General features: G+C 53.2%; 17 protein-coding genes. 13 read left to right on the forward strand and 4 right to left on the reverse strand.

Features of this window, described 5'->3' with window-relative positions; all coding sequences use genetic code 11:
• Window positions 1–44: 44 nt before the first annotated feature.
• The 5 genes from CIG75_RS09805 (at window position 45) to CIG75_RS09825 (ending at window position 6,518) form a co-directional block, all read left to right on the forward strand.
• Window positions 45–2,471 carry a penicillin acylase family protein gene (locus tag CIG75_RS09805; RefSeq protein ID WP_094236496.1) on the forward strand — a complete coding sequence of 809 codons (2,427 nt, stop codon included), beginning with the start codon at window positions 45–47 and terminating at the stop codon, window positions 2,469–2,471.
• A gap of 43 nt (window positions 2,472–2,514) precedes the next feature.
• Window positions 2,515–3,000: a GNAT family N-acetyltransferase gene (locus CIG75_RS09810; RefSeq protein WP_094236497.1), complete on the forward strand. Its 486-nt coding sequence runs from the start codon at window positions 2,515–2,517 to the stop codon at window positions 2,998–3,000.
• Window positions 3,001–3,174: 174 nt separating this feature from the next.
• The gene (locus tag CIG75_RS09815) at window positions 3,175–3,519 is read left to right on the forward strand and encodes a nuclear transport factor 2 family protein (RefSeq protein ID WP_157729485.1); all 345 of its coding nucleotides are present in this window, start codon (window positions 3,175–3,177) and stop codon (window positions 3,517–3,519) included.
• Window positions 3,520–3,826: 307 nt separating this feature from the next.
• On the forward strand, window positions 3,827–5,761 hold the full coding sequence (locus CIG75_RS09820; RefSeq protein ID WP_094236499.1) for a C2 family cysteine protease: 1,935 nt from the start codon (window positions 3,827–3,829) through the stop codon (window positions 5,759–5,761).
• A gap of 313 nt (window positions 5,762–6,074) precedes the next feature.
• The gene (locus tag CIG75_RS09825; protein ID WP_157729486.1) at window positions 6,075–6,518 is read left to right on the forward strand and encodes a universal stress protein; all 444 of its coding nucleotides are present in this window, start codon (window positions 6,075–6,077) and stop codon (window positions 6,516–6,518) included.
• Between the two features lie 203 nt (window positions 6,519–6,721).
• Here CIG75_RS09825 and fdhD read toward each other — a convergent pair whose 3' ends face one another.
• The gene (gene fdhD / locus CIG75_RS09830) at window positions 6,722–7,513 is read right to left on the reverse strand and encodes a formate dehydrogenase accessory sulfurtransferase FdhD (RefSeq protein WP_094236501.1); all 792 of its coding nucleotides are present in this window, start codon (window positions 7,511–7,513) and stop codon (window positions 6,722–6,724) included.
• 102 nt (window positions 7,514–7,615) lie between these two features.
• Here fdhD and fdhF point away from each other — a divergent pair, with 102 nt between their 5' ends.
• The 8 genes from fdhF to CIG75_RS09870 all read left to right on the forward strand — a co-directional run bounded on the left by fdhF (window position 7,616) and on the right by CIG75_RS09870 (window position 14,906).
• Window positions 7,616–10,573, forward strand: a complete 2,958-nt coding sequence (fdhF, locus tag CIG75_RS09835) for a formate dehydrogenase subunit alpha (protein WP_094236502.1) — start codon at window positions 7,616–7,618, stop codon at window positions 10,571–10,573.
• Entirely contained in the window at window positions 10,566–11,054 is a 489-nt protein-coding gene (locus CIG75_RS09840) for a helical membrane plugin domain-containing protein (protein ID WP_094236503.1), read from the forward strand. The genes fdhF and CIG75_RS09840 overlap by 8 nt, the downstream gene beginning before the upstream one ends.
• Window position 11,055: 1 nt before the next feature.
• Window positions 11,056–11,268 (forward strand): heavy-metal-associated domain-containing protein, encoded by a 213-nt coding sequence (locus tag CIG75_RS09845; protein WP_094236504.1) that lies wholly within the window; start codon window positions 11,056–11,058, stop codon window positions 11,266–11,268.
• A gap of 228 nt (window positions 11,269–11,496) precedes the next feature.
• A complete protein-coding gene (locus CIG75_RS09850; RefSeq protein ID WP_094236505.1) occupies window positions 11,497–12,003 on the forward strand; it encodes a thiamine pyrophosphate-binding protein in 507 nt (168 codons plus the stop codon).
• 5 nt (window positions 12,004–12,008) lie between these two features.
• Window positions 12,009–12,563 (forward strand): thiamine pyrophosphate-dependent enzyme, encoded by a 555-nt coding sequence (locus tag CIG75_RS09855; RefSeq protein WP_227874395.1) that lies wholly within the window; start codon window positions 12,009–12,011, stop codon window positions 12,561–12,563.
• A 5-nt stretch (window positions 12,564–12,568) separates the two neighbouring features.
• A complete protein-coding gene (locus CIG75_RS09860) occupies window positions 12,569–13,381 on the forward strand; it encodes an isopentenyl phosphate kinase (protein WP_094236507.1) in 813 nt (270 codons plus the stop codon).
• Window positions 13,382–14,026 (forward strand): dTMP kinase, encoded by a 645-nt coding sequence (locus CIG75_RS09865; RefSeq protein WP_094236508.1) that lies wholly within the window; start codon window positions 13,382–13,384, stop codon window positions 14,024–14,026.
• A gap of 19 nt (window positions 14,027–14,045) precedes the next feature.
• Window positions 14,046–14,906 (forward strand): NAD(P)-dependent oxidoreductase, encoded by an 861-nt coding sequence (locus CIG75_RS09870; protein WP_094236509.1) that lies wholly within the window; start codon window positions 14,046–14,048, stop codon window positions 14,904–14,906.
• Between the two features lie 213 nt (window positions 14,907–15,119).
• Here CIG75_RS09870 and CIG75_RS09875 read toward each other — a convergent pair whose 3' ends face one another.
• The 3 genes from CIG75_RS09875 to CIG75_RS09885 all read right to left on the reverse strand — a co-directional run bounded on the left by CIG75_RS09875 (window position 15,120) and on the right by CIG75_RS09885 (window position 17,706).
• On the reverse strand, window positions 15,120–15,386 hold the full coding sequence (locus CIG75_RS09875) for a hypothetical protein (RefSeq protein ID WP_094236510.1): 267 nt from the start codon (window positions 15,384–15,386) through the stop codon (window positions 15,120–15,122).
• 156 nt (window positions 15,387–15,542) lie between these two features.
• Window positions 15,543–16,967 carry a radical SAM protein gene (locus tag CIG75_RS09880; protein ID WP_094236511.1) on the reverse strand — a complete coding sequence of 475 codons (1,425 nt, stop codon included), beginning with the start codon at window positions 16,965–16,967 and terminating at the stop codon, window positions 15,543–15,545.
• Window positions 16,936–17,706, reverse strand: a complete 771-nt coding sequence (locus tag CIG75_RS09885; protein ID WP_094236512.1) for a prolipoprotein diacylglyceryl transferase — start codon at window positions 17,704–17,706, stop codon at window positions 16,936–16,938. Before CIG75_RS09885 ends, CIG75_RS09880 begins: the two co-directional genes overlap by 32 nt.
• Window positions 17,707–18,206 lie beyond the last annotated feature (500 nt).

Below are 18,206 nucleotides of genomic sequence, written 5' to 3' on the forward strand. Positions count from 1 at the left end.
GCGCACAGCTTAGAATCTCATGAAAAGGAAAGGAGCGAGCGCACGTGCTGAAAAAAATCATGATCACTTCGCTGTCCAGCTTGCTCGGACTTACGGCAGTCGTTAGCGGCGGCGGTTACTGGTACGTCCAGGACTCGCTGGCCGATCTAGACGGTGAAGTGTTGACCGCCGTGGAAAAACCGGTGCGTCTGCTCCGCGATGAATACGGTGTTTCGCATCTCTACGCTGAAACGGAGCGCGACCTGCTGTTCGCGCAAGGCTTTGCACACGCTCAAGACCGTCTGTGGCAGATGGAACTGTCCCGACGCGGTGCAGCGGGCCGACTGTCCGAACTATTTGGAGAGGATCTTGTCACCACCGATCGGATGTACCGCACGCTTGGCATGCACCGCGTTGCCGAAGCGGCAGTGAACAGTCTGGACGCTACCTCCAAGCAGAATCTGCAAGCTTATGCGGACGGCGTAAATGCTTTTCTCGAGCAAAAAGATATGCCCTTCGAATATGGTATCTTTTCGATCGATCCTGAACCGTGGACGATCGCCGATTCGCTCAGCATTTCGAAGATGATGGCGTGGGACCTTGGCGGCAACATGTTCACCGAACTGTTTCTCAGTGCGGCTGGTGATCAGGTCGGCCGTGAAAAAGCGCTGACCTTGATCGCCGAGTATGCGCCGCAAGACGCCCGCGTGCTCAAAGAGTCGTCCGAGCAAGCGCCCGCCCAAGCGGCTCAAGCGTCGCCATTCTCGATCGCCCCGGAAGCGGTGGCACAACTGCACCAAGCCAAGGCTGGTCTGAAGGAATTGGGCATTCCAGGGGAGAGTTTGGGCAGCAACAACTGGGTCGTTTCCGGCAACAAAAGCGCATCTGGCAAGCCACTGCTTGCCAACGACATGCATCTCTCCTTGCAAGCGCCATCCGTCTTCTATCAAAATCATCTTGTCGTGCCTAATCTGTACAACGTATCAGGGGTGATTTTCCCTGGCGTGCCCGGCGTGATCGTCGGTCACAACGACAAGCTTGCTTGGGGGTTCACGAACGTCTATCCGGACGTGCAAGACCTCTATATTCAAAAGCCGAACCCGAATAACCCACACCAATTTGAGTACATGGGCAAGTATGAGGATGCCAAAGTCATCCAAGAAGAGATCAAAGTCAAGGGTGGCGATCCGGTGCGCTTTGAAAACATCATCACCCGCCAAGGCCCGATCATCACCGACATCGTCGAAGGGATTCCCGTTTCCGCCCCACTGTCGCTCAAATGGAGCACCTATGAGTTTCATGATGAAATCTCTGCGATGCTCGCCATGAACAAGGCGCAAAACTGGGAACAGTTCGAAACGGCGTTACAACGGTTCAGCGCTCCGGCGCAAAATGTCGTCTATGCGGACGTCGAAGGCAACATCGCCTACCAGTTGGCTGGTAAAATCCCCGTTCGCAAAAAAGGGGACGGGCTGCTTCCCGTGCCGGGCTGGACCGACGAGTTTGAGTGGACCTCCTACATCGCTTGGGAAGATCTGCCGCATACGTTTAACCCAGAGCAAGGCTTCATCGCAACGGCCAACAACAAGATCATCGCCGAAGCGGACGACCCCTATCTGATCACTTATGAGTGGGCCGCTCCCTACCGCGCCAAACGGATCGAAGAGATGATCGAAGCGAAAGACAAACTGACGCTTGCTGACATGCAACAGATGCAACTCGATTGGAAAAATCTCCAGGCCGTACAAAACGTGCCCTTGTGGCTGCCGATCTTGGAAAAAGGAATGTGGAATAAAGCGGAGAGCGCGGCCTTACAAATTTTGAAAGAGTGGGCCAAAGATCCGTGGGACAACCCGGACCAAGCGGGTCCGGCGATCTACCACGCCATGCTCAACAAAACGATCGAACAGGTCTATCAACCACAGCTCGGAGAGGAACTGTTCTACGAGTATGTGGCGACAGGATTGTCGGTCAACGCTTTTGACACCTTGATGCTCGACCAAAGCCCGAAATGGTTGGCCGGGACAGGACTGACCAAAGAACAGGCGGTCGAACAGGGTTTCCGCGCCGCTGTTGCGTTTTTGCAGGAACGAGCAGGAGCGGAGCCTGCCAAATGGACGTGGGGCGATGTTCACCAACTGACCTTCCGCCACGCGTTTGGCGACATCAAGCCGCTCCATCTGCTGTTCGATGATGGCCCGTATCCCTACGGTGGTAGTCATGTCACGGTCAACGCCGCCGCCTACTCCCGCATCGACAATCCGTTCCGAGCAGGTTTTGGCGCGCCGTGGCGGTTTACGATCGACATGGCCGACCCGGCCGCGGCGGAAGATGTGATGGAGATGGGGGCATCCGGTCAATTGGGCAGCAAACACTACAAAGACCAAAGTCATCTCTGGTTGGATGGGAAATACAAATCGATGTATTTTCGTGCCGAAGATGTACAAGCGCATCAGGTCAACGAATACAAACTGCTTCCGATAACGAACTAAAGATGCTATCCTAGTTGGAAATCGCAAGGGAAGAGTGACATCGATGCAAAACATTATGATCCGCCCTTTAGTGCCTGCTGATCACAGCTGGCTTCGTGACTTTCTTGTGAAACAGTGGGGCAGCACGCAAATGGTGTACTCCAAAGGGATTCACCACTGTGACCAACTGCCCGGATTTGTCGCCCTACAAGGGGCCGAACCGGTCGGGTTGATCACATATCTCATCTCCGAAGACGAATTGGAAGTCATCTCCCTCGACTCGCTATGTGAGGGGAGTGGCATCGGCAGCGCGCTGCTGACGGCGACGGAGGAAGTCGCTCAGGAGCAAGGTCTTCGCCGCATCTGGCTGATCACGACCAATGACAACTTGCACGCTTTGAAATTCTACCAAAAGCGTGGCTACGACCTTGTGCAAATCTATCGCTTTGCGGTCGAAGCGGCGCGGAAGATCAAGCCGCAAATTCCGTTGATCGGAAACGACGGGATCAAAATTCAAGACGAGATCGAACTGGAAAAGACCCTCTGCTGACCAGTCAAAACCGTGCTCTTTCTACCGATCGAAAGGCAGGGCAGACGTAAACGTGCCAGTATGATGCAGGCATCTAGCAAAAGTAGTGCTACGCGGTACGGTTGAGATTCGCAGAAGATGACAACCTCACCAGCAACTCGTAGCGCAGACAACGATGAGAGGATTGATTTTCTGATGACTAATCTTGATCTCACCCTTCCGGCACAACGCCAGCTCGAAGCCTATAATCGAGGTGACATCGAAGCCTTTATGGCTTGCTATGCCCCTGATGTTGTCGTCGAAGATGCGGCTGGCAACGTCATGATGCAGGGCTGGGATGCGATGTACAAAAGCTATGCGCACATGTTCGCACAAAGCCCTGACCTGCACTGTACGTTAGTCTCTCGTATCGTCGTCGGCAACTATGTCCTCGACGAAGAAAATGTGACGGGACGTCCTGGCACCACGGAAATGTCGCATGTCGTCGCGGTGTACCAGATCGCAGATGGACTGATTCAACATGTGCGCTTTATCCGGTAAGGTTTGATGGGCGAGCAAACCCTGAGACAAAGTTCAGGGAATTCCCTGATAGAAACGGATATCAATCTGACGTACGATGAAAGGGAAGAAGCCTAACCCGATATCTTCCAAATTGATACGGCACTTTGCCGTAGCCCCTGCTTGCGCAGGGGCTTTTTTTATCGAACTGACTGACACACATCGGTATCAATCAACAACTTTGGTAGGTGTTGAAAAATACTAACTTTTCCGTGCGGCCACTTTTTTGTGTTCACGTTTTGTGCTATGTTTAATCAATAGATTTGATGATTAAAGTTGAGGTGATCGAATGCGCTCTTCTGCTGGGAAATCAAACAATTCGCTGAAGCATCATTCGCGAGCAACTTCTCCTGCCGATCAAAAGCAGAGGGCAGGCATCTCTTCGCTCGATCGGCTGGTGCAGATGCAAAAAACGGTCGGCAATCGGATGACCGTCCAATACCTACAGAGTCAGCAACCGTTGCAGAGGACCCCCGCCAGCTTTAGTACCTGGCCGTCAGACGAACATGCGCCCGATAAGGGGACGTGGGGCAAAATCTGTGCGCTCGTCGTTGAATACTCGAAATTACAGGCCCAATCACCAGAGCGAGAACAGATCTTGCTTGCGCTCAACCCGTTGATTACGAAGTGGGAAAGCGAGTATCTCGCGGCGAACAAAGACAAGGCAACGATGGATTTTAATATATGGGGAAAACGTTCGAGCGCGTTCAATGACTTGCTGAGACGGATTTCTGCCGAGTGGAAAGAGATGGACGGTCATGGAGACTTGGTTCCGCAGTTGCCTATGGAACTGGCTGCCAATCCTTTGTTGACGAAAAAGAAGCCCGATTCGGGAACTGATAAAATATTCGGAGGCTATTTTTCCACGAACGCGAGGATCTACGATCAGATCGGCAACACGATCGGGGTCGCGAGAAAAGGCTATATTTGTGAATATCAAATCGACACCATTGGCCCTGACGGTGCGAATGCGGCCGATTATTATAAAGTTCGTCCGAATCCTGCGATCATGGGAACTGCTAACTATTTGGCTTTTCAGGAGGGGTATGTGGAGCGTACTGCCGTGGAGACGATCAACAATTCGCAGTTCGATCCGGCATTGCGCTACGAGATGATTGGACAGGGCATGGAGGTCCATCCTTTGTTCCCGCACCCGCCGAAGCTGGACGATGTCAGACAGGGCTTTATTGGCGATTGCTATCTTTTGGCCGCGGTCTGTAGCCTAGTCCACAAGTCGCCTGCGCTGATCACACAAATGATGAAGGACAACGGGAACAATACGGTGACAGTTCGGCTCTTCGATGTGCAAGAGAATGGCGGCACGAAGTCGTTTACGCCTCGGGAAGTGACCGTTGAAAAGTCGGTCGTCAGGCGGGTTACACCAAAAGTGAGTCGCGATGAGAACGCACAAGGGTCGCTATGGGTACAAATTCTAGAAAAAGCGTACGCGGCCGCCGGTTATCATGGCAGGACAGCAGAGCGTCTCCCGCTTAGGGCAAACACTTTCGAGCAAATCGCAAGCGGTCAATCTGGGTTTGCCTTTGAGCATCTCACCGGGACTGAAGCCCAATATGGGCGTGTCGAGACCTACGATCAGATGGTGAGCAGCGGAGATTGGCTGTTTGATCGGGGACTGAAAGCGTTGTTGACGCCGGATCAACAGATGGAGATCTTTATGAACCCCGACATCAAGGATGGACTCCAGAAGATGCATGAAGAGAATAAACATGTTTATCAAGAGGAAGTGAAAGCCTTACTGGAACAAAAGGGCGTCTCGGCACCGTTGATTGCGATCATGCTCACCTATCTTGCGCAAAATAAAATGTATTCTGGCAAGCGAGGTACGGGCAAGTACACCGCGACACAGCTCGGGGTATTTAACACGATTAAGACAGCGCTAGATGCAGGAAGAGCGATCACGATCGATACGCAAGAGAAGATCGCCTCGCCTTCGAAAAAAACGATCTTTGGTTTTGGGCACAGCGGTGGCGAGGAGATGGCGAAAGGATTGGTCGGCAACCATGCGTACTCCGTCCTTGCCTACAAGGAAGAAAGTGGAGTGAAGTACGTGCGGTTGCGCAATCCTTGGGGACACTACGGACGGGCGTACAGCAAGAAGTTCTTCTCCGGTAAGATTCAGGCATCGGAAGCAGACAGTGGAGAGTTTTGGCTCGAGTTGTCCGATGTGACGAAACGTTTCTCCCGCGTGCATCATGTGGTTTGATTGGTTGCCGCTGTGTGAACTCATCAAGGGTGAGAGCCGCGTTGACATTTGCGAGCCCACTGCCAAAGTCATAAGTTTGAAAATACGCATGAACAGGAAAAGCGCATGGCCAAAAGAAGGCTCATCGCGCTTTTTTTGTGGGTGCGTAGGGTGCCAGAATCGGGGGGAGGTTTGGGGTAACACCAGTTCCGTGCCGAGTTGAGGTCAGGGTTTTCACGCTCCAAAATCAGGGAAGCTCCCGACTTACAGCGTTTGGATGTGGGCATACAATAAAAGTAGAAATCAAGTTACCACGGATGAGGAGGAACTTCTGATGTTTAAAAAAATCCTTGTCGCCCTCGATGGCTCCCAAGCTTCAGACAAAGCGCTCGCATGGGCAATCGAAACGCACGATGCGCTGCCGGAAGTAGAAATTACCTTCCTGTACGCTCACCAACCGGTAACCACTTCGATCGTTGCCGCCTACGCCCCGGTTGGCTATCAATTCGACTACGATCTCAAGCAGGACTCGGGTGAGGGTGCAGAAGATACCCCTTCGGCCCGCGCGGTCGACCGATTCTCACAAGAAGATCGTGTCAGACACCTGACCAAGACGGGCATTCCTGCTGAGGTCATCCTCAAGGAAGCGGAAGCGGGTGGCTACGACCTCCTCGCCCTTGGCGCAGAAGGACATGGCGTGGTCGAATCGGTTCTGCTCGGCAGCGTCTCGGCGAAAGTTCTCCACTATGCAAAACTTCCGGTGCTGATCGTTCGATAGATGTAACAGGAGCACCTGACTAAGCGTATCCCTGTCAAGCGGACAGGAAGTAAACAAAGTACCCGATGCGACCCTAGCTCGATCTTCAAACGAGCTAGGGTCGTTTCATTTTCGTTAATTTCGATCCTGTTTTGCGCTTGGGAAGTGGTTCTTGTCAGCGAAAAAGGGGCAGGAATTTTCAGTCTCATCTTGAATTACCAATCTTAGGAACGAATGCGTTCTGGATGGGTATAGACATTTAAGGAGCGGTTGCGAATAAATCCGACCACGGTGATCCCAAGCTCTTCGGCAAGGTCGAGTGCAAGTTCGGTAGGGGCCGATTTGGAGAGCACGATTTCGCAACCGATTTTGGCTGCTTTCAGGAGCACTTCGGAAGAGACTCGGCCTGAGAAGACGATCACTTTGTCGTCGAGCGCGATCTCGTGTTGCAGGCAGTAGCCATAGATTTTATCGAGTGCGTTGTGCCGGCCGATGTCCATGCGGGCGAGGATGATGCCCGACGCATCGCAGAGCGCCGCATTGTGCACGCCGCCCGTTTCGCGGAAGATGTCAGCTCCGCCCTGCATTTTTTTCATCAGGGCGAAACAGTCCTGATAGGTCAGCGTGACGCGTCTAGCGGTGATCTTTTTAGCCGTTTTGGCATCATTGTAAAAATAGAAGCTTTGGCGGCTCTTTCCGCAACAAGAGGTGAGGTAGCGCTTCGAGTGCAAGTTTTTTGAAAGCGCATTCACGCGGTTTGTTTCCACATGGACCAACCCGCGCGTTTCCTCGACGAGCAGACTTTTGATGTCACCGAAGCTGGTGATCACACCTTCAGAGGCCAAAAAGCCCACCGTGAGCTGTTCCAGATGCTCCGGTGTGCAGACCAATGTGGCAAACTCTTCCTCATTTAGAAAGATCGTCAGCGGATATTCGGTCACCACTTGGTCTTCACGGTGTTCGACAACACCGTCCGCGTAGGTGAGCACGGGACGTTTGATCACGATGTTGCGCAAGTTTACACACCTCCTGCGTACCATTATATCCGCAGCATATCCTCATGCAAATGCTGGCAATACTGGAATTGTTAAAGAACGACCGGACAGGCGGTGCTACTGATGAGCGATCAGCAATTTTCGATACGAATCAACGATCAAGAATTTATTTGCAAACAAGGCGATACGGTACTGCAAGTGGCAGAGTCGCATGACTTTTACATGCCGCATATCTGTTACCACAACAACCTCGGCCCGATCCAAAGCTGTGACACCTGTATGGTGGAGATCGACGGGGAATTGAAACGCGCCTGCTCGACTGCGGTTGAGCCAGGCATGACGGTCAATTCCAACTCCGACCTTGCGAAAGCGGCACAGTTGGAAGCGATGCAGCGGATTTTGAAAAACCACGAGTTGTATTGCACCGTCTGTGACAATAACAACGGCAACTGTACGGTGCATAACACGGCCGAGTATCTGCAAGTCGAGCACAACAAATATGAGTTCACACCGAAACCGTATCCACCGGACAACTCGCACCCGTTCTATCGCTATGAGCCAGATCAGTGCATCCTGTGTGCACGCTGTGTGGAGGCGTGTCAAGATTTGCAAGTCAATGAAACGCTGACCATCGATTGGAGCATGGAGCAACCCCGCGTGCTGTGGGATGGTGGCCGTCCGATCGATGAAAGCTCCTGCGTCTCCTGCGGACATTGTGTGACCGTCTGCCCGTGCAATGCGCTGATGGAAAAATCGATGCTCGGCGAAGCGGGCTATCTGACGGGCATTCCGAATGATTTGCTCCTGCCGATGATCGATCTGACCAAAGCGGTGGAGCCAGGCTATCAGGAAATTTTTGCGATCTCCGAGATCGAATCGGCGATGCGCGACACGCGAATCAAGCGCACAAAGACAGTTTGCACCTACTGCGGGGTCGGTTGCGCGTTTGAAGTGTGGACGAAGGACCGCAAAATCCTCAAGATCGAACCACAGGCCGAGGCGCCGGTCAATGGCATTTCGACCTGCGTGAAAGGCAAGTTTGGCTGGGACTTCATCAACAGTGAAGAGCGGTTGACCACCCCGCTGATCCGCCAAGGGGACAAGTTTGTCGAAGCGACATGGGAGGAAGCACTCGACCTGATCGCAGAAAAATTATCGGCGATCAAAAATCTACACGGTCCGGATTCGATTGGATATATCGCTTCCTCGAAATGTTCAAACGAAGAGAATTTCATCTTTCAAAAGTTTGCCCGAGCGATCATGGGCACGAACAACGTGGACAACTGCTCGCGCTACTGCCAGTCACCTGCGACGGCAGGACTGATGCGCACCGTCGGCATCGGTGGCGATTCCGGGACGATCAGAGACCTCGCTGCCGCCGATCTCGTCGTGGTGATCGGGGCCAATCCTGCCGAATCGCATCCGGTGTTGGCGACGCGGATCAAGCGGGCGCAAAAGCTGCGCGGGCAAAAACTGCTCGTGCTCGATCTGCGCAAACACGAACTTGGCGAGCGTGCCGATTTGTTCCTCCGCCCAAATCCGGGTACCGACCTGATCTGGCTGTCGGCGGTGACGAAATACATCCTCGACCAAGGGTTGGAAGACCGCGCGTTTTTGAACGAGCGTGTTCATGGCTTAGAAGAGTACAGAGCATCGCTCGCACCGTATACGCTTGACTATGCCAGCGAGAAAACGGGCCTGACTTCTGAGCAGTTGATCGAGATTGCTACGATGGTTCAGGAAGCGAAATCGGTCTGCATCGCGTGGGCGATGGGCGTCACTCAGCACTTAGGCGGCACCGACACGTCTACGGCGATCTCCAACCTGCTATTGATCACAGGCAACTATGGTCGAGAAGGCACAGGTGCCTATCCGCTGCGCGGACATAACAATGTGCAAGGCGCCTGCGATTTTGGCACGATGCCCGCGTGGTTCCCTGGGTATGAAGCGGTGGAAAACGATGCGGTTCGGGCCAAATATGAACAGGCATGGAAGGTCAAGCTGTCTGTGGAACCGGGGCTGAACAACCATCAGATGATCGAAACGATCCATTCTGGCAAGCTGAAAGCGATGTACCTGTTCGGGGAAGACATGGGGCTGGTCGATTCAAACTCCAACCATGTCGATTCGGCGTTTGAGCAGATGGAGTTCTTTGTCGTGCAGGACATCTTCTTCACGCGCACAGCACAATTTGCCGATGTGGTATTGCCGGCCGCACCAAGCTTGGAAAAAGAAGGGACGTTCACCAACACGGAGCGCCGTATCCAGCGTTTTTACAAAGCGCTCGACCCGCTCGGTGATGCCAAACCGGACTGGGAGATCATTCAGTTGGTCGCCAACCGACTCGGCGCGAACTGGAAGTACCAAAGCCCGTCCGACATCATGGAGGAAGCAGCATCGCTGGCCCCAATTTTTGCGGGAGTGTCCTACGATCGCTTGGAGCATTGGAATTCTCAAGTTTGGCCGGTCAAAGCGGACGGCAGTGATACACCGCTATTGTTTACAGAGAAGTTCGAGTTCCCCGATGGCAAAGCGCGCTTGTTCCCGGTCGAGTGGACACCTCCATTCGATCCAGGGGAGGAATATGATCTGCATCTGAACAACGGCCGCCTGCTCGAACATTTCCATGAAGGCAACATGACCTATAAATCGGAGGGTCTGTCGCACAAAGTGCCGCGCGAATGGCTGGAAATCTCGCCGGAGTTGGCAGAGGAGCGCGGTATTCGCTCCGGCGCGCTGGTGCGGTTGACCTCACCATACGGCAGTGTCAAAGTTCAGGTTGAAGTGACCGACCGAGTGCGCGGACGTGAGCTGTACATCACGATGAACTCGCGCGGCGAAGGCGCGGTCAACAAATTGACCTCTTCTTATCACGACAAAGTGACACATACACCGAACTACAAAGAGATGAGCGTGAAGATGGAAGTGCTGGAGCAAAGTGGTGAGCGTCCGCTTCCGAAGTGGAACCATCGCTTCGGCAACCGTCAGCCGCAACTGGGCGTTCGCATCGAAGAAAAGTGGCAGCGCGACGATTACATACCGATCTCCGAAGAGATCACAGGAGGTGGACATCGTGGCTAAAGCGACGACGCAGATCGAAAAGCGGGTGCCAAGTCAAGCTGAACAGGAAGCGGATGCGTTAAAAGAAGTGCTGGGCGCGGTCGTACAGCACAAAGACGCGTTGCTCACCTTCTTGGATGTGCTCGGTGAACTGCATGATGCGGGTACCTTGGAAATGGCGCAAGGTGCGCTGAAGAGCCGCCACAAGATCGGCGTGATCGGCATGAATCAACTGAACAAGTCGGGTGCTCAAAACATGATCAAAAACGGGATGAGCACCCTGCAATTTCTCGGTCAGCTCGATCCGAACAAACTGCAAACACTGCTCGCTTCGCTGGCCGCTGGCGTCGAGCATGCCGTGCCGACCGAGCCAGAACCGAAAAACAAAAAAACAGGGGTGTTCGATCTGATCAAAGGAGTGCGCGATCCGGAAGTATCGTCGTCCCTTTCGATGTTGCTCAACTTCTTGCGCGGAATGGGCGCAAAGAAAGGGGGGGAGTAGGATGGCGATCCACAAACTGTTTGTCAAAGGCATGAGCCATCCTGGCGATTGTGAAAAAATTGGCCACGCACTGCGCCAAGTTTTTGGGATTCAAGAAGTGACGATCAATTATCACGATGCTGAAGTGACGGTCAGCTATGATGAACGCGCCGCTTCCCTGCACGATTTTCAACAAGCGATCGACGATTGCGGATTTCAAGCGACTGCCGAGTGAAAACTCGGCTTTGGTTCGCTGGAGATGCTGATCGCGATGGCGGCGTTTTTCCTCCCGGTGGTCAAGAAGTATGGCAAATCGAGCGAACCTGTAGTGCAAACGACCTCCACCCACTAGGGAGGAGGTTTTTCTATTTGTTGGGTGGTAATTTTCTGAAAGTTAACACTTTAGTTCCGTGAGTATCTATATTATAATTGTTATAACCTACTAAACGAAGGGGAAATTTAAATGAATCAAGTTGCGGAGCGGATTATATCGACGTTGTTAGATAATGGATATCGTGCGTTTACTGGTGTCCCATGCTCATTGCTTAAGGGCGCCTTTCGCTTGTTGGAGGAGGAGATGCGACAAGAGAAACCGCGCTTGCGCTATGTGAGCGCAGTGCGTGAAGATTCGGCACTGGGGCTGGCAGCTGGGATGTATCTGGGTGGTGAGAAGACTGTGGTGCTGATGCAGAACTCCGGTTTGGGCTATTGTCTAAACGTTTTGACGTCGATGTCTTTGATCTACGATATTCCCAACCTGATGGTGATCTCGTGGCGTGGAGCGGAAGGTATGAATGATGCGGTGGAGCATGACATCATCGGTGAACGCCTGCTCCATGTGTTGGACGCGGTGGGCATCACCTATGTGCTGTTGGACCCGGAGACGCCAGAAGCGAGTGTGGAGGCGTGTTTGCATCAGATCGAGGAATTGCATAAGCCAGTAGCTCTGTTAATTCGACAAGCGGTGTGAGGTGAATGATGATGAAGATGAAAGATGCGATGAAAGCGGTGTTGGATCGATACCCGAATGCACTCTATGTGAGCACTTGTGGATATATATCACGGGAATTATTCAATCTGCATGATAGCGAAGATCATTTTTATATGCTGGGGTCGATGGGAATGGCAGCACCGGTTGGATTGGGGTTGGCACTGACTCATCCCGAGCGTACGATCGTCGTGCTGGACGGCGACGGCTCCTTCATGATGAACCTTGGCATCATTGCGATGATCACCTCGGAACAGCCGCAGAATTTGGTGCATGTCGTGCTGGATAATCGGCTGTATGAAAGCACAGGCGGGCAGAAACCTGTGCAGTTTGAAAACATGGTAGGCGTCGCTGTTGCGGCCGGATACCGCCATGCTGTGCATGTGCAGGAGGAAGCCGATTTTGGGAAGCTGGACGGTCTGGCTGGGTTGACGTTTGTACAAGCCTTGATCGAGCCGCGCACAGAGCCGATCGGCAAGCGCATCAAGTGGACGCCACAGGAGCTCGTGGAGCGGTTTCACACGGCGGCAGGAAGAGGGTGAGTTCGATGAATGTAGTCAAGATTGGAGGGAGTTTGCTGACCGATAAGGACGGCTACTGTGCGCCGAATCAGGAGATGGTGCGGCAGTATGCGCGCACGATCGCCAAGGAGTGGGAGCGGCTGCGTGGCAACTTGATCCTGATCGTCGGCGGAGGCTCGTATGGGAATGCAGTGCCGGTTCGCTATCACTTGAAGGATGCTTCCCTGCCGTGGAAAGATACGGACCTGTCGATGATGACGGTGAAGATGTTTGAGTGGTTGTCGCTGGTGACCCAGATTTTTCGGGAAGAGGGAGTGCCTTGCTATCCGTTCCAGACCAGCGGGTATGTGGTGACGAAAAACAAACGGCCCCAGCGTTTTTTTGTGGAGCCGGTGGAGCACGTGCTGTCGATGGGGGTGCTGCCCGTTTTCTCGGGCGACCTGGTCTTTGATGAGGAGCAGCAGTTTATCATTTTTTCGAGTGATAATTTGCCCGAGTTGTTTGTCGAGCGGATGTCTCTCCGGCGGATGGTGATGCTGACCGATGTTGAGGGAGTGATGCAAATCGGAACGGATGGGCAGCAGACGGTGATTCCTGAAGTGACGCGTGCAAATTTTCAGGAGGTGCTGCGCTGTGCGGGGCCTTCGCAAAAGCCGGATATCACAGGCGGAATGAAAAATAAGCTGGAAGCTCTGTTGCGCTTGGCGGAGCAGGGAGTGGAAGGTGTGATCACCAGCGGAAGGAAGGCGGAGGCATTGCTGCCAGCGTTGTTTGAGCCCGAGCCTGTAGGCACGATGATTCGGCCTTGGGCACAAGAGAATAGAGGGGGATTGCTGTAGATGTTGATTGCGTTTTCGGGATGTGACGGGGCAGGTAAGAGCACGCAGGTGAAGGCGGTTCAGCAAATCTTGCAGGAGCGCGGGCTGCAGGTGAAGGTGCTGGATAAATGGGAGATTCGGGATCATGAGAAGTTTAGAGAGTGCCGCATGATCAACATTGAGCTGGAAGATTTGAAAAATGCGGTCGGGGAGATGGAAGGGCACAGTCGAGCGATGTTTTTGTTCTGGGCGATTGGGATCACGATGACGCGGGACGATTTGGATGACCCGAACGTCGTGTATTTGCTGGACGGGTACTGGATGAAGCATGCGGCGGTGGAGATTGAGTATGGGTGCTCGCCAGAGTGGATTGAGCTGACGGCGCAACAGTTTCGCCCGGCCGATCTGACGTTTTATTTTGATGTGTTGCCGGAGGTGGCTTTGGAGCGGAAGGATGATTTTAATGTCTATGAGTGCGGGCGGGACCCGGAATGTCGGCCGGAGTCGTTTATCGAGCACCAGACCAAGTTGCGCAAGCGGATGCTGCAGTGGTCGGAGCGGTTTGGCTGGGAAGTGGTGAATTCGATGCAAGAGCAACAGGCGATCACCGAGCTTGTGATGAAGCAGGTGGATCAGCTGCTTGAGCAGAACAAGGGCCAGAGCTAGACGTTGAAGGGTGGCGAAGATGGTGAAGAGAATCGGCTGGATTGGAACCGGGGTGTTAGGTTCTGCTGTGGTCGCAAGGCTATTGGAACGGGGTTATGAGGTAGTTGTGTATAACCGGACCGTACAGAAAGCTGAGCAGTTGGGCGTTGCGGTCGCGAGTTCGCCTCGGGAATTGGCTGAGACGTGTGATCTGTTGTTTTTGTGTGTGAAAGGTCAAGACGCGGCCGAATCGCTGCTGTTCGATCCCGAGCGTGGCGTAGTGGCCAGTGGTCGCAAGGGGCTGTGCGTGATCGATATGAGCACCGTGGCTCCGGAGTTCGCCGTTTCGTTGCATCAGCGATTGGAGGCGGCTGGACTTGATTATCTGGAAGTCCCGGTCTCCGGCGGGCGCGAAGGAGGGCGCAAGGGCACGCTTGGGGCGCTGGTCGCAGGTCGGGAAGAAGTGTTTGCACAGCAGCGCGATGTGTTAGGTGAACTGACGAGCAAGCTGCTGTATGTGGGAGAAGGCGGAAAAGCGCAACTGCTAAAAGTCTTGAACAACTTGGCGGAGAGCATTCATATGCTGGCGGCGGCTGAAGTGGCGGCGATCGGGAAACAGGCTGGGCTCGATCTAACGTTGATGCATGAGGCCCTCTCTTCAATGCGCGGCTATTCAACGTATATGGGCGTGCTGTTTGAACGGTTGATCAATCCAAGTGATGTGGTATCGACCTCTTTGGCGGTCAGGATCAAAGATTTGGATTTGGCCCATTCGTTGGCCGATCAATTCGATGTTTCGATCCCGATGGGGGCGCTGGCTGAGCAGTTGTTTAAGCTGGCGGCGCAGCAACAAGGTGCCGCTCGCGACCAGACCGAATGTGTGAAACTCCTGCTGCCCTGATCCTTTTTCGTTGCTGGTGCGAGAACGATTTCAGCCTCTGGAGCTACTACCAGTTGTTACGATAGATCGTTTGTGTCATGTCCTACATGCTGACCGAAACAAAAGCTGCCCTCTTTGTGTAAAGCAAAGAGGGCAGTCCTTTGTATGCGGGCCCTTGCTAAGCGAAAGGGTTTTTTCTGTTGTGTGTAGGTGCTGATCACATCACCGCTACGGTTACGCGATGCTAAACAGCAATCCAAAACAGGCCGCGTTCAAGAGGAAGGCGATGCCTGCCGATACCAAGATGCCTGGCACCATGCCAGCTCGGCTCGGGTTGCGGCGAGCCCAGATGATCAGCGGGATCACATAGATCAATTGAACGACCCCGACGAGAAACACAACGGGGATGCCGAGTAACGTCACGAGAAGTTGGAAGAGATGTCCGACGATGACCAAGCCAAAGCCTAGAAAAAAATTAACAGTCGAATTGGGTTTTGCCATGCCTCTCGCTCCTTTATGAAATAATCTCCGAACCACGTGGAACGATGGAAAACGTGTGCGCAACATCCCCGCCACGAACACGATCGACGCGAAGTGGCGGCAGGATGAAGATCGCACGTGCTGTAGAGGTCAGATGATGCAGTTTTGGCCGTGTTTTTAGGACTGCTGCTCCACTTGGATCGGTGTGCGTTCATCGCGAAGCTTCTGCAACAACTCTTCTTTGTCGCCGCGATAAAACATGTTGTACGTGTCGAACGGAATGATCCTCCCGTCAGGATGAACGATGTGCACACACGATTTTTTGACCGAACGGACATCGAAGTTATGCGGATCGAGGAACTGCATGATCAACACGCGAAACACATTGTCATAGCTCAACTGCTCTGGCACAGCGACCAGCGGTAGGCAGCAGAGCAAATTTTTCAAAGACAGGGCTTGTGATTCGGGGGAGTGGGAGGTGGAGAAAAGTTCGAACACTCTGCTTTTCAGCGTCTCATCCTGCTCAAACACGATCGTGTTGCGACCGCCCTGAAGGAGCACATCCGGGTTGATCAACCCGGTCAGCGGAATCACTTCATCGCCAAATTTTAATGCATAGCCCATCGCCAGCGAATCGGGGTGGCAGGGGACCGGAATCATGTCTTTCGCCCCAAATACTTCCGATTGGTCGATGATGCTTTGGCGCACTTCGCTCAAGGTCAAGCGGTCGGTCGCCGGATCAAATTCCTCCAGACGCCCAGCCGCTTGAATCGGCTGAAACGTGACGCCGCGCACCGCGCGCTGCTTGAGGCCATATTGGATGATCGAGCCGATCTCATGGTCGTTGAGTCCTTTTTTCAGCGTGACGACGAGCGTAGTGGAGATGTTGAACTCATTGAGATGCTCGATCGCCTTGCGCCGAATCTCCCGCAGATCGGCCCCGCGCAGTTCGCGCAACACATCTTCCTCGAACGAGTCGAACTGTAAATAGATTTCAAAGCCCGGCGTATACGTGGCCAAACGTTTCACAAACTCGCGGTCCTGAGCGATGCGAACGCCATTGGTGTTGAGCATGAGGTGTTTGATCGGCTTCGATTTGGCCAGGTCCAAAATTTCAAAAAACTGCGGATGGATCGTCGGTTCACCGCCCGAAATTTGCACGATATCAGGCTCGCCCTCATTGCGCACGACCGCATCGAGCATGCGTTCGACCTCTTCGAGCGAGCGAACCTTGTCAACATGAGGAGAGGACTCCGCGTAGCAGATCGGGCATTGCAGGTTGCACTTTTCGATGATCTCGACCAGCGTCAAGCAGCTGTGCTGTTCATGATCCGGGCAGAGTCCGCAGTCGTACGGACAGCCGTATTTGATCGGCGTATTCCAGACCAGCGGCATCTCCGAGGGTTTGAGATATTCACGGCACAGCTTGTAATATTCGATATCGGTCGATATCAACACTTTCTCTGGACCATGGTGGAAGCAGTGCTTGTGGAGGTAGACCTTTTCGTCCTGAAAGATGACTTTTGCTTCAACCTTACGAAAACAAGTGGCGCAGATGCTGTTGGTCAACTCATAAAACAGGTAGGGACGATTTTTCGGCATGAGTATTCTCCTTTTTCTGCCTTCTGATCAGCAAGATGTAATAGATCAACCCTGCGATGCAGGCGAGCTGGATGTTGTTGAGGATGAGGTAGGGGTGAGGCGTCGGTTTGATAAAGTCGATGACCAGCCGGAACCCCAAATATCCGATCATAAAAAACTGAAACAGCGCGCCGTTATGTAGTTGTGGACGCTTCCTTACCGCAATTAGCGCAGCACCCAGCACAGCCAAAAACGCAATCTCATACAACTGTGTGGGATGGCGCAAGACCCCGTCTCCAAAATCGACTCCGGTAAACCATGTAGTTTCCGTTCCATAGGTGTGGTCGCTCAAACCAGTGAGAAAACACCCGATGCGTCCGATCATCATCCCGAGGATCAGGGGCAAGGCAAAGTCATCTCCTGTCGAGCGCGTCCATCCGATCATCTTCTTGGCGATCTCCACTCCGATCAAGCCGCCGAGCAGCCCGCCGACGATCGTCTTTCCTTCCATTAAATAAACGAGATCATTCCATCGCTGCATCGTCTGCGCCGGATCTTCCAACCAATACAAGATCTTCGACCCTAACGCCGCGCCGACGATCGCCCCCGCGATCACATAGAGCGCTTTATCGACAGGAGTTCGTTCCTTGCTTCGGGTGTAGAGGTACACGCGAAAACCGATCATGTAGGCGAGCGTTTCAAAGAGGAAGTGCGGGTGAATGGTCAGTGAGCCAAGATGCAGGTAGACAGGAAAGGTCATAGGTCACCGCCTGTTTCAAGTGATACTTTCAGTATAGTGAGGGCGAATCAAAATGCAAGAAGAGTTCTGCCCAATTTGCAGAACTCCTTGATTGCTAAGCAATTTATGATGCAAACCCTACTTATCGAATCGAGAAGAAGACAGTTGTTGCACCAAAGCAACTCGGGAAGGTGCCAGCTACCTGATCTCATTTTTGCACCTGAACTTCGGGTTATTTCCAAAGGGTAGAGGAGCAGTCGTTTGCAGGCTCGATTCCGGGAGCGGTTGATCGTCGGTAGTTTCGACGGCCGTATGGTTGCGCTGGTAGATGAAACGCGCAATTGTTACGCTTGAGTACAAGGGGATTTTGAGCGGATCGGTAGCAAACGCCGCACAGGTAGGTTATGATCGATTACGTGTAAAGATGAGTGTGTGATAGGACTGCGCAAGGAAGAACATGATCAAGGGTATAAAGGCTTTCGCTGGACCCCGATCAATTTGCATACATAAGGTGGGATTCT

Source organism: Tumebacillus algifaecis (genome assembly GCF_002243515.1).
Taxonomy (GTDB): domain Bacteria; phylum Bacillota; class Bacilli; order Tumebacillales; family Tumebacillaceae; genus Tumebacillus_A; species Tumebacillus_A algifaecis.